Source organism: Pseudomonas azerbaijanoccidentalis (genome assembly GCF_019145495.1).
GTDB classification, from domain to species: Bacteria; Pseudomonadota; Gammaproteobacteria; order Pseudomonadales; family Pseudomonadaceae; genus Aquipseudomonas; species Aquipseudomonas azerbaijanoccidentalis.
This window is the reverse complement of sequence record NZ_JAHSTU010000001.1, coordinates 1477338-1487456: the sequence shown is the minus strand read 5'-3', so window position 1 is coordinate 1487456 and position 10119 is coordinate 1477338. Positions and strand designations below refer to the sequence as shown.

Sequence of the window (10119 nt, the reverse complement as noted above, 5' to 3'; positions counted from 1 at the left end):
GGCGCCGTTCGGGCCCTTCGCGCTTACATGTGGAATGAGAACATACTGCTTGATAGTGGGTTCATCATCGAAGGCGTTGTACGGCAAGACTGGGCGACCCAGATGCAACGCTGTCGCCCCGCAGTCCAACTTTATGCGATAGCTGTCCGAGGATTCCCATATCCCAAAGCGCTCGTGTATTTTCATCAGCCTAATGATCGCGGGTATCAGCACTTGGGATTTCTTCGCCATCATGGGGGCAATCCGAAGGAGCTTTTTATCTCGGTGGCTGATTTCCTCTAGCGGTACTGGCTCGAGGTCCGTCGGCGTGAACTCTACGAACTCCCACTCAAGTAGGCCTTCTTTCTCTTGGGCCGCTAATACCTGCAGACGCTCCGGTTCCATGTACAACTGTTCCGGTCGTAATGGGATCGAGTCTGTCTCCCGTGTTGCCCGGCCGGCGCTGGTGACAGGTTTAATTGAATCGATCGCCGTTCTCCAATCGCAGCCTGGCTGTGTCCAGATCGGGATTGCGTCAGGGAATGCCACACCTGACGTGCTGCTCTCCGGTTTTCCGAAGTAATAGCTAACGTACGGAAGGACGCCGAAGAAAGTTTTCGTTATTCTCCTGGGCGCGGGGTGGGGGCCTTCAACGAGTCGATACTCCAGGACGAGATCAAGGTCGCCGCACGTCAGTGCGCCGCGGGCGTATGAGCCGACGACCCATAGCGAAGTGATCTCGACCTGGGACGTTGCTGCTTTGTTGAAGAAATCTTTATGAGCGATTGTGCGGGTGGATGCTTCATCCAGCCTCTGGCAGATCCGCTCCAGCTTCTTGGTGAAGAACTCGCGGGGATAGCGCTTTTCGAGTGCGGCCATGCTCTCAACTCTTCAGGAGGAGAAGAGATTGACCGTATCACTCTGGGTAGCTAATTCACCATTAGCAATGGGTACAGCGATACGAATGCCCTGCCAGTACAGAAGTTCAGGGAGCCCTACACAAGTCTGTCGTCCTTCGAATTGTTCATCGCCGAGATGATCTCGATATGCCGCATCTTCGCATCGTCCCAAGCATTCAGCGCCACCTGTTTGGCTGATGCCGCTTCGTGAGCTGTATCTGCCGCCTGGCTCTCAAGGTTAACGACAATGGCATCCAAGTTGTCTACTTTGTCGTTTAGCTTCTGCAGCAGCTTCCGGATAGTTACGGCCTCGAAGAAAGCCGCCGCAGCAAAGATAAGGGTAACGAGATAGCGATAATCAAAGTCCATTTGTCGTCTCTCAGACTGAGTAGAAAAACACTCGCTCGGAACACAGTAGACAGTATCGCTACGGATGCCTGCCTTACCTTGAACATCCGGGATTGCCTAGGGGGATGGAATACGAAATCATATCTCTCCTGGTTCCCCGCCGACCGCAGGATTAGCCAGCAACTCTAAGAGGGCTTTGCCGAAGCTGACAGATGAAAAAAGCTCTCCGAATGACGCCGTTAAGTCCTCGCCAGAGTAACAGGTCTGTTTTTCGCCTTCATAACTAATAGTGCATGGAAATCCATTAACATGCTGTTTCCAAGCTGCAATTTTCTTACGCTCACGACCATCTCCTTCGCGGTGTTTTGCGACAAGAAAAATTGTATTGTAAGAAAGGTACTCGGGTGTGTTGTTATTCATTGACTCTTGAAATTTGCTAAGGGAGTCGAATAAGTTGCTAACAGTTCCTCGTTCGATGGAAATGGTCGCTAATGGATACATTTCCAACGAGGAATTAACTTTTTGAAATGCATCGTTAACATCTCTAGTTGCTTGGTCAGCAGCTGTGGCTTTTGCAAGTCCTTGATTTACGGCTTCAAGAAAGTCCATTATGCAATCCTTCTTATGTGGCTGAGTACTGGGTAATGGTCAGATATTTCGCTCCAAGCGAGGTCGACATCCTGAATGGGGATGTCATTTACTATTTCTGCCCCCTTATCTACAAACTCCCAATTTGGTTTCAGAAACGCTGATGAGAAAAGGATTTGATCAAACGTTTTCCAGTGTGTCATGTTGCCATCGTCTTGGTAGTAACAGCTACCTGAAGACTTAGGGTGGTGCTCAATCTCATCCATCGTACCTAAACAACTCCAAAACGGGTTGAAGAGACTTCGCGGTTTTCTTATGACGAAAGCTGCGTCTCTGCTAGCCGAAAGGTGATCCTGGATTGGTTTGTCGAAGGGCTCATCATTGAAGTCTCCCAGCACCACGATTAATGAGTTAGCGTTGACGGCTAAAATTTCGTCTATGTTTGCTCTTAATGTCGCGCCAAGCTTTATTCTTTGAGGGCTCTCGTGTGGATAGCTTTTTCTGCTCTGCCAATGGCAGAGTATTATTGAAAGTGGAACTTCGTCGTTGAGAATAAATTTTGCTGATATTCCAGCTTTCAATTTTTTGTCGGTTACACTATCCCAGGTGTTTAATGATTCCCCGAAGCTGGTAATGCTTAGTTTTTTTGAGTTGTATACAAGGCAGAAGTCTTCGATTGAGTTGCCGTGTTTTTTGTATAAATTAACTAGTTGTAGATCTGGGTTTTCAAGGCTTTGAATTATGCCGTTGATGTAATCTATATCTTGTTCGTTTACTTCGCAGATTCCAAGTACATCAACTTTTCTGATATCGAGAAGAGTTATTATGGATATGACAAATCCTAAATTAGGTTCTTTTTTCTTGGCTTTTGTAGATGGCGGCGATAGTCCGCAGTTCCACCATGCGAATTTCAAATCCATTGGCTGCTCTCTAGCATTTAATTCCACGAGGGCACATTACGGGTGAACTTGCATGTTGTCTACTGGGGGGCGAGCCTCTAGGGCCTGGGTGCTCGAGAGCCATTACAGTCTGCGGGTAGTTTTTACAGGCAGTGAAAGGTCGTAGGGACTTGCTTCAAAGGAATTTTCTATATCAATTTTTACTGATGGGTATTTCCCCGTCTTCATCAATCGCTTCAATTCGATCTAGCAACCCAGGCTCATCTGCTTCTATCAAATTGCGCGTTTCTGGATCGCTAGCCCGTGCCCTCAGGCCGGCCATGGTTAATTTGCGGATTAATTCTTCAGTAGTGATGCCAAGGGAAGAAGCTGTCGTGTCCAGAAACTTTGCCTCTTCAGCGGAAAATTCTATCTCTATCTCGTGAGTGGATTTTCGCAGCTCAGGCATCAGATCGTACGCATCTAGTTTGAGAACACGCCCCAATTTAAGGGCGCCACCTAGACGGGGTTTAGATCGACCTGCTTCATACCGGACGATTTGAGGCAGGCTGATGCCACTCTGTTCTGAGAGGTCTTTCTGGGTTAACCCCGCTTCAGATCGAGCCCATAGGAGGCGTTCTGAGAAAGTTCTGGAGTCGGTCATCAGGGATAGCTGCCTTTCAGTCACTAGGTTTCATATCACTATACCAGACACGAAATGATCTCCTATGATCGGTATTGACATGTGATCATAAGAGGTATCAAATGATCATAAATGATCACCTGAAGAAGAGCCGGGAGGTTAAAAATGAAGCAAACGAAGACACCGCTGGTTATTCGTCTACCAGTGCAAGTCAGAGAGTGGTTGGACGCGAAATCAGAGGATAACGGGAGGTCAACGAACGGAGAGGTGGTTTTCCGGTTGAGGAAAATGATGGAGCAGGAACTGTTGTATGAAAAACAACAGGCATGAAAAAGCCCCAAGCGCGCCAACGCTTGAGGCCATGAAGCAGAACGTCAATCTTCTAGGAAAAACGTCATGGATAAGCATACCGCAGTAAACGGAAAACTCAATGCTGGTGCTATCTGTATGCCGGTCACGGTTGAGTTGTCTTTCACGATCTGCAACCCGGACCAAGATCACTTGCTGGCTGTTCGGCCTGGAATTCCAGTAACCGATGCCCTTGAGGAGGCGTCCTGCATTCTTAGTGAGTTGAAATCCTCACTGGAGGCAGCGGCTATGGGAGTCGATGGAATCACACCTAATCAGGCATGGCTACTGTTCCGGGCTGCGAATACGGCGAAGGTTATTGTCGATTCGACGCATGCAGGCTTGGAGAGAGCGCAATGATTTCCTCTAGTCAGCACCGGCAGGCTGGCGTCGCGACACATTTTCAGATTCAACAGAATGTGTCGCGCACTATGTCGTCCATTGAGATCTCCGAATTGGTCGGGTCGCGTCACGATAGCGTGAAGCGGACCATTGAACGCTTGGCAGAGCGCGGCGCCATCCAACTCCCACCATTGGTGGTAGTTAAAAATCATCTGCGACAGGTCATCGAGCAGTTCCAGGTTTGCAAGCGCGATAGCTTCGTCGTGGTCGCCCAGCTCAGCCCTGAGTTTACGGCTCGCCTGGTTGATCGCTGGCAGGAGTTGGAAGAGCAAATTGCTAAGCCGGCCTTCGACTACGCAGCAGCACTGAGCGATCCCCGAACTCTCCTGGCGCTGCTCACCGAAAACGTGACGAAGGTCGTTGCGTTGGAGGCGGACAACACTGAACTGACCAAAGAGAACCATCTGCTGGAAGTGAAGGTTGAGCAGGATGCGCCGAAGGTGGCCTTCCACGACATGGTCGCGGTGTCCCACAAGACCTACAACGCTGCGCAGGCCGCAAAGGTCATCGGCACAGGCCGTACTCGGTTACTCCAGTTCCTACGGCAGAAGGGCTGGGTGACGAGGAACAACGAGCCCTACCAGGCGAAGATCGAGGCGGGCCTGCTTGATGTGAAGCTGGGTACCTTTGAACATCCAATCGACGGCACGATCCCGACGTGCTCGACGCTGATCACCGGCAAGGGGCTGACCAAGCTTCAAGCAATGTGGCAGAGCAGGGATGAGGACTTGCTGAAATAGTAGAGGAGAGAGCCCGGCCTAGTGCCGGGCTTGTGTTATCTGGAGTTCAGGACTTTTCGGAATTAGTTTTTTCGAGCAGGCCGGCGATGCCTTCCAGCAGCACCAGGTCCGATTCCTTGAGCTTGCCCTTAGCCGCGGCTCTGGCCAGCTTATCGATGATGGCTACCGCTCTCGGCGAGGCGGTTCCTAGCATCGCTTGGTAAGCAGGGGACGGTTCACGAACGATCTCATGACGGGTGAACTCACCCTCGATGACGTTCGAACCGTAGTTACCCGGGTTGACCAGAACGCCAGGCGCCAAGCCGATCTTCTGTTCAAGGTTGAGCGCGGCTTTCTCGCCTAGGCCTCGATGCCCATTGAGGATCTGGGACAAATAGGACGCGTCCAGATCGTGCTGGTCGGCGAAATCTTTCTGACTGAGTTGGCCGATTACACGCCGCAGCGCTTCGACCCGAAGAGTTTTCATATCCATAGGCGAATAGTGGTCTCGATTTAGCAATTGGTAAATTACATATAGCTATTGCGGTATGAATTAGCAAAGTGTAATCTGGAGCTCTTTCGGAGATCACCATGACCCTACTCGACCTCATTCGCTCCTTGGAGCCGACCCAGCTGGATGCTCTAGCCGAGCGAAGTGGCACCAGCGTCGGCAACCTCAAACAGATTGCGTACGGGTATCGCCTGGCTGGTCCTGGACTCGCCATCAATCTTGATCGCGAGTCGGGGAGGGCGGTGACGTGTGAAGAACTGCGCCCTGATATCGACTGGGCTTATCTGCGCAATTCACCTACCAGCTCCGAGCAATCTGCCGCCTGATCCGACGAGCAAATTTTCGCTCACTGACAGGATGTGCTGCCACGACAACCGCCAAGAGGTTTCCCGAATGGAACAAGTACATCGCGCAATTCATGAAGCAGTGCTTGATGCGGGGCCAAAGCAATTGGCTCACCTGATGGGCATGAGCCACACCGCGCTGCTCAATCGCAGCAATCCGAATGACGACTCACATCGACTGAACCTGGAGCAGTTCCTACAGATTCTGGTGCACAGCAAAAATCCTGAGCCACTGCAGCTGTTGGCAAGTGCCTTGGGGTACGAGTTGGTTCCGCAGGTTAAGCCCGAGGGGGTCAGCCTGATTCAAGCGCTCGTCCACTTGGCTGCCGAGTCCGGCGATGTGTCTCGCGCCGTTCACGACGCCATAGCCGACGGACATGTCTCGCAGATCGAGAAGGCGGGCATCCAGAAGGAAATCGGCCATGTGAGGCAGAGTTTGCTGATTTTGGAGGAGTCGGTGAAGGCGGCGTAAAGACGCTGACAGCGCAGGACTTGCATATTTTCAATCGGGTGGATGATGAAAATCGCCCGGCCCAGAAAGCAACAAACCCGGCGGGAACCGGGCTTATTAAATCGTCCTGTGCAACCAGGACAACACATCTCGTAGAGGTATTTATCATGGCACACGTAAACCGTAGTGAACAAGCTCAACGACTGATGGTGATCAACTACCCGCTGATTCGTACGCGGGACGACCTGAGTTTTACAGCTCGTGACGTTCAGGGGCGCATGGTCAATTGGCCCCGGAACAACCCTGGCGTCGCTGCTGACTGGGAAAAGGGCATGTATTTCTTCGATCAAGAAGTCAGCGCATTGGCGGCGTTTGACGAAACCGAAGCGTTCCATGCGATTCAGTTCGCAATCATGGGTATGGGCGGTCGTTACACGAACCTTGAAATTGGTTTTGCTGAGCGAGTTGCTGCAGCTGCAGTGGTGGGCTTGCACGCAATGCGAGACGGTGCATCTGAATTTGTTCCTGTCGATCGGGAGGACAGCTAATGCGTCCATCACTCACTGCACAAGTCCGTGTCGCTAATGACGCGAACTCCATGCATTCGGCAGGTTATTTCGTCGATGCCATTGGCCGCCTGTTTCAAGACCTTGCTGGTGAAGCGCCGGACGAGGTCGAGAAAGTTCTCAATGGCTACACGCTTGGCGGGATCGCTGCCGGACTCCGCCTTGTCGGCACCGATTTGATGTCTCGCGGTGAGAGTCTGACTGCATTTATCGAGAGAGTAGATAGTGAGGAGGCTGCTAAATGAGAACTCTACCGGTAACGCCTCAGCAGACCTCCAGTGCATGCAAAATCGCAGGCCCTTGGCCTTCTTATGCCAGCTTCCGGAAGCTCCCTGAGCGCGAGCGCTGGGTGCTTTACGGCAGCGCTAAGGCATATAGGCAGGCTCTGGAGGATCAAGGGTTCGTCATGGCCGAGTCTTACGACGCTTTCATCAAGCGCGTCACTGACGAGATGGAGCTCTGACGTATGAGCATTCAGTCAATGGTCTGGGCTCTTGAGCAGCGTCTGGTAGATGAGTCCACTGCACGCCACGTTCTCCTTTGCCTAGCCAACTATGCCGACAAGAACGGTAAAGGGGCATTTCCCTCTACGAACAGCTTGAGCGATGACACTGGCTTGGCCGTGAGAACGGTCAAGTACAAGCTCGAGGCGCTTGAAGCACTAGGAGCGATTCGCCGCGGGAATCAAGCGATCGCAGCGGCCTATATCGACAGGCACGATCGTCGTCCAGTGGTCTACGACATGGCCGTTGAGCGGGGTGCACCTGATGCACCCCGTGATGAACGGGGTGCAAATGAAGACGTAACGGGGTGCAACTCACAACAGAACGACGTGCAAATGACGACAGAACGGGGTGCACCACGTGCACCCAATCCTTCATCTATCCGTCAACTACCCGTTAATAAACCAAAAGAAGGCGCAGGGAAGCCTGCTGGTGCGCAGTCGAAGGAAAAATTGAGCAAGTTTGATCCTCTCACAGCCAAGCCGGAGAACGCATCGACCGAGTCCTGGGTTGGGTTCTGCGAAATGCGTAAATCCAAGCGCAAGGATCTGACCGAGCGCGCCTGTCAGTTGATCGCCAAGAAGCTGGCTAACCACCCCGATCCTGATGCGGTCCTGGATAACTCCACCACCAATTCGTGGAGCGACATCTACCCAGATTCGGTACTGACTGGCGCTAGCGCAAAGACCGGGAAAGCATCGGCCTATCACGGCCTGCCGAACCATACGCAAGAGATGTATCCGGAGGTGCAGAGTGGCGCGAATTTCTAATTTTTGCAGACAGCCTCGTGTCCGCTTTTTTGATCTCGAATGTCCGTTGCATGGATCGGTGAACAGTTCCGAGACGGAGCAGTTCGACGGCTCAGTGTTGCCACGTGGTTGCAAGCATTGCCACTGGGAGGCTCTGCACACGGCTGCGAAATCAACTGAGGCGTACGCCTTGGCGAAGGGTAGGAAGAAGGCTGAAGACCTGAACCAGCTACTCGTAGGCTCTGGTATCTCCCCACGTTTCAGCGGGTGCACATTCGACACTTACAGGACCGTCGACGGGGGGGCAGCTATGGGTAAAGCCCTAGTTGCCTGCAAGCACTATGTTGCCCAATTCACCGACAACTACGCTGCCGGCCGTTCACTTGTTCTTTCCGGCAATGTCGGTAACGGCAAGACCCATCTCGCTTGCGCGATGGTCCAGTCGATCATCCGTGAGCATGGGGCTCAAGCGGTAATTGCCACGGCAGCTGAGATCATCCGGGTCTTCAAAAGCACTATGGATCGCAGCGCCGAGTATTCGGAAAGAGATGTCCTCGAAGAACTTTCCAGCTTTGATCTGTTGGTGATTGATGAGGTCGGCGCTCAAAGTGGTAGCGCGTATGAGCTGGGAGTTCTTCATGAAGTGATCGATCGACGCTACCAGTTCGTACTGCCGACGGTAGTTGTCTCCAATCTGGTCACTGAGGATCTCGCTCGCTACATCGGGGATCGCGCACTGGATCGCTTGCGGCAAGCTGGTGGGCAAGCTATCGGTTTCAACTGGGCATCTGCACGAGGTGCAGTATGAGCAACTATCGCGAGTTATTCAGCGACGAAGCCGAACATGCCTTGCTGGGTTCCCTTCTGTTGGACGGTGATCTGTTCGACTCGATCACCACGAGTGTTGAGCCGGCTGACTTTCACGACCCAGAGAACGCCGCGCTGTTTCAGGTAATGATCGACCTGCATGGCACGGGCGCCCCAATTGACCCGGTGACGCTTCACGACTTCCGTCCATATTTGCCAAGCGGGAATATCACCCTGGCTTATGCGGGGGAGCTGGCGAAGAACACGCCCAGTTCCGCCAACTGGAAGGCCTACGCTAGCACCGTCCGAGAGCGGGCGGTGTTGCGCCGTCTAGTGGATGCTGCGGACGTCGTGCGCGACTCGGCAAACGAGAATAGGCCCGTGGCGGAGATCATCGCCAGCGCCCAGCAGGCCATGGCGGACTTGCGCGACCTTGACACAGACGAGCCTGACTACAAGCGCATGGACGAGGTGGTGGCCCGCAACATCGACATCATCGACGCCAAGTTCAGCGGGGTAGTGCAGTCCGGACTGTCCACGGGGTTGGTGGAACTGGACAAGATGATCCGCGGACTGCGCAAAAAGACCGTGACCGTCATGGCCGGCCTACCCGGCAGCGGCAAGACAACGCTCGGCTTGCAGATCGCCCAGCACATAGCCTGCTCGGGCGCCGGTGTTGGAATGGTGTTCTCCCTGGAGATGCCAGAGGAGGAACTGGGTAATCGCGCACTGGCGTCCATTGGTGGGGTGGATCTACGTAGGCTCGACGACGGACAGCTTCAGGACGATGACTGGCCACGGCTCACTTCGGCGGTGAGCAAGCTGATGGACGCCCCGCTTTACGTCACCGACAAGTCGGGTCTCACGGTCGCGCGGATCCGAAGCATCTGCCGTCAGGTTCAACGCGCCCATGGGCTCGACGTAGTGGTGATCGACTACATCGGGCTGATCGGTTCAGACAGTAAGGCGTTCAATCGCACCGCGGAGCTTGGCAAGATCTCAACCGGGATCGTCAACATCGCCAAGGAGCTCAACGTGCCGGTGATCCTGCTGGCCCAACTCAACCGGGACTCGACCAAGCGCCCGGGCAAGAAGCCGATCGCCTCCGACCTGCGCGACTCTGGACAGATCGAGGCAGACGCCCATTGCATCATCCTGGTTCACCGCGACAACGACTCAGAAGAAGGGCAGAACGGCGTCACCGAACTGATCATGCCCAAGTGTAGGCACGCACCGGTAGGCTCCTGCCTTGTCCAGCAGCAAGGCCAGTTCGCCCGCTTCGTCAACTTCGCCGGCCGCGAACTATCAAACGAAGAGGTCGAGATGAATCGCCCCTTCGTCAGCAAGTACAGGGGGAAAGCACAATGAACGATCAAAGCGCTAC

17 protein-coding genes are annotated in these 10119 nt (G+C 53.4%); 11 read left to right on the top strand and 6 right to left on the bottom strand.

Going from position 1 to position 10119, the window contains the following annotated elements; translation table 11 throughout:
- The 5 genes from KVG88_RS06490 to KVG88_RS06470 form a co-directional block, all read right to left on the bottom strand.
- Positions 1-858: hypothetical protein (locus tag KVG88_RS06490; protein ID WP_217870820.1), on the bottom strand; the 858-nt coding region annotated here is incomplete at its 3' end.
- A gap of 116 nt (positions 859-974) precedes the next feature.
- Positions 975-1247: a hypothetical protein gene (locus tag KVG88_RS06485; protein WP_217870819.1), complete on the bottom strand. Its 273-nt coding sequence runs from the start codon at positions 1245-1247 to the stop codon at positions 975-977.
- 117 nt (positions 1248-1364) lie between these two features.
- Complete coding sequence (locus KVG88_RS06480) at positions 1365-1835, bottom strand: hypothetical protein (RefSeq protein WP_217870817.1); 471 nt, start codon at positions 1833-1835, stop codon at positions 1365-1367.
- Positions 1835-2734 carry an endonuclease/exonuclease/phosphatase family protein gene (locus KVG88_RS06475; RefSeq protein ID WP_217870816.1) on the bottom strand — a complete coding sequence of 300 codons (900 nt, stop codon included), beginning with the start codon at positions 2732-2734 and terminating at the stop codon, positions 1835-1837. Before KVG88_RS06475 ends, KVG88_RS06480 begins: the two co-directional genes overlap by 1 nt.
- A gap of 172 nt (positions 2735-2906) precedes the next feature.
- The gene (locus tag KVG88_RS06470; protein WP_217870814.1) at positions 2907-3356 is read right to left on the bottom strand and encodes a helix-turn-helix transcriptional regulator; all 450 of its coding nucleotides are present in this window, start codon (positions 3354-3356) and stop codon (positions 2907-2909) included.
- A 144-nt stretch (positions 3357-3500) separates the two neighbouring features.
- Here KVG88_RS06470 and KVG88_RS06465 point away from each other — a divergent pair, with 144 nt between their 5' ends.
- From KVG88_RS06465 to KVG88_RS06455, 3 genes are all read left to right on the top strand, one after another.
- Entirely contained in the window at positions 3501-3665 is a 165-nt protein-coding gene (locus KVG88_RS06465; RefSeq protein WP_217870810.1) for an Arc family DNA-binding protein, read from the top strand.
- A gap of 66 nt (positions 3666-3731) precedes the next feature.
- Complete coding sequence (locus tag KVG88_RS06460) at positions 3732-4043, top strand: DUF3077 domain-containing protein (RefSeq protein WP_225933859.1); 312 nt, start codon at positions 3732-3734, stop codon at positions 4041-4043.
- Positions 4040-4825, top strand: a complete 786-nt coding sequence (locus KVG88_RS06455; RefSeq protein WP_217870809.1) for a phage antirepressor KilAC domain-containing protein — start codon at positions 4040-4042, stop codon at positions 4823-4825. Before KVG88_RS06460 ends, KVG88_RS06455 begins: the two co-directional genes overlap by 4 nt.
- A 46-nt stretch (positions 4826-4871) precedes the next feature.
- Here the strand turns inward: KVG88_RS06455 and KVG88_RS06450 are convergent, their stop codons facing one another.
- Positions 4872-5297, bottom strand: coding sequence for a helix-turn-helix domain-containing protein (locus KVG88_RS06450; protein WP_225933858.1), 426 nt, complete (start codon positions 5295-5297; stop codon positions 4872-4874).
- A gap of 98 nt (positions 5298-5395) precedes the next feature.
- Between KVG88_RS06450 and KVG88_RS06445 the strand changes: the two genes are divergently transcribed.
- The 8 genes from KVG88_RS06445 to KVG88_RS06415 all read left to right on the top strand — a co-directional run bounded on the left by KVG88_RS06445 (position 5396) and on the right by KVG88_RS06415 (position 10103).
- Positions 5396-5641, top strand: coding sequence for a transcriptional regulator (locus KVG88_RS06445; protein WP_217870804.1), 246 nt, complete (start codon positions 5396-5398; stop codon positions 5639-5641).
- A gap of 67 nt (positions 5642-5708) precedes the next feature.
- Positions 5709-6131: a phage regulatory CII family protein gene (locus KVG88_RS06440; protein ID WP_217870795.1), complete on the top strand. Its 423-nt coding sequence runs from the start codon at positions 5709-5711 to the stop codon at positions 6129-6131.
- Positions 6132-6151: 20 nt separating this feature from the next.
- On the top strand, positions 6152-6658 hold the full coding sequence (locus KVG88_RS06435) for a hypothetical protein (RefSeq protein WP_217870794.1): 507 nt from the start codon (positions 6152-6154) through the stop codon (positions 6656-6658).
- Entirely contained in the window at positions 6658-6921 is a 264-nt protein-coding gene (locus KVG88_RS06430; protein WP_217870793.1) for a hypothetical protein, read from the top strand. Before KVG88_RS06435 ends, KVG88_RS06430 begins: the two co-directional genes overlap by 1 nt.
- Positions 6918-7139 carry a hypothetical protein gene (locus KVG88_RS31055; RefSeq protein WP_225933857.1) on the top strand — a complete coding sequence of 74 codons (222 nt, stop codon included), beginning with the start codon at positions 6918-6920 and terminating at the stop codon, positions 7137-7139. The genes KVG88_RS06430 and KVG88_RS31055 overlap by 4 nt, the downstream gene beginning before the upstream one ends.
- A gap of 3 nt (positions 7140-7142) precedes the next feature.
- Entirely contained in the window at positions 7143-7949 is an 807-nt protein-coding gene (locus KVG88_RS06425; RefSeq protein WP_217870792.1) for a phage replication initiator YdaU family protein, read from the top strand.
- Between the two features lie 289 nt (positions 7950-8238).
- The gene (locus tag KVG88_RS06420; protein ID WP_225933856.1) at positions 8239-8736 is read left to right on the top strand and encodes an ATP-binding protein; all 498 of its coding nucleotides are present in this window, start codon (positions 8239-8241) and stop codon (positions 8734-8736) included.
- Positions 8733-10103, top strand: a complete 1371-nt coding sequence (locus tag KVG88_RS06415; protein WP_217870790.1) for a replicative DNA helicase — start codon at positions 8733-8735, stop codon at positions 10101-10103. The genes KVG88_RS06420 and KVG88_RS06415 overlap by 4 nt, the downstream gene beginning before the upstream one ends.
- The last annotated feature ends 16 nt before the right edge of the window (positions 10104-10119 follow it).

Coding starts and splice junctions, on each gene's coding strand:
- KVG88_RS06485 (WP_217870819.1), bottom strand. CDS start 1,247: ATGGACTTTGATTATCGCTATCTCGTTACCCTTATCTTTGCTGCGGCG.
- KVG88_RS06480 (WP_217870817.1), bottom strand. CDS start 1,835: ATGGACTTTCTTGAAGCCGTAAATCAAGGACTTGCAAAAGCCACAGCT.
- KVG88_RS06475 (WP_217870816.1), bottom strand. CDS start 2,734: ATGGATTTGAAATTCGCATGGTGGAACTGCGGACTATCGCCGCCATCT.
- KVG88_RS06470 (WP_217870814.1), bottom strand. CDS start 3,356: ATGACCGACTCCAGAACTTTCTCAGAACGCCTCCTATGGGCTCGATCT.
- KVG88_RS06465 (WP_217870810.1), top strand. CDS start 3,501: ATGAAGCAAACGAAGACACCGCTGGTTATTCGTCTACCAGTGCAAGTC.
- KVG88_RS06460 (WP_225933859.1), top strand. CDS start 3,732: ATGGATAAGCATACCGCAGTAAACGGAAAACTCAATGCTGGTGCTATC.
- KVG88_RS06455 (WP_217870809.1), top strand. CDS start 4,040: ATGATTTCCTCTAGTCAGCACCGGCAGGCTGGCGTCGCGACACATTTT.
- KVG88_RS06450 (WP_225933858.1), bottom strand. CDS start 5,297: ATGGATATGAAAACTCTTCGGGTCGAAGCGCTGCGGCGTGTAATCGGC.
- KVG88_RS06445 (WP_217870804.1), top strand. CDS start 5,396: ATGACCCTACTCGACCTCATTCGCTCCTTGGAGCCGACCCAGCTGGAT.
- KVG88_RS06440 (WP_217870795.1), top strand. CDS start 5,709: ATGGAACAAGTACATCGCGCAATTCATGAAGCAGTGCTTGATGCGGGG.
- KVG88_RS06430 (WP_217870793.1), top strand. CDS start 6,658: ATGCGTCCATCACTCACTGCACAAGTCCGTGTCGCTAATGACGCGAAC.
- KVG88_RS31055 (WP_225933857.1), top strand. CDS start 6,918: ATGAGAACTCTACCGGTAACGCCTCAGCAGACCTCCAGTGCATGCAAA.
- KVG88_RS06425 (WP_217870792.1), top strand. CDS start 7,143: ATGAGCATTCAGTCAATGGTCTGGGCTCTTGAGCAGCGTCTGGTAGAT.
- KVG88_RS06420 (WP_225933856.1), top strand. CDS start 8,239: ATGGGTAAAGCCCTAGTTGCCTGCAAGCACTATGTTGCCCAATTCACC.
- KVG88_RS06415 (WP_217870790.1), top strand. CDS start 8,733: ATGAGCAACTATCGCGAGTTATTCAGCGACGAAGCCGAACATGCCTTG.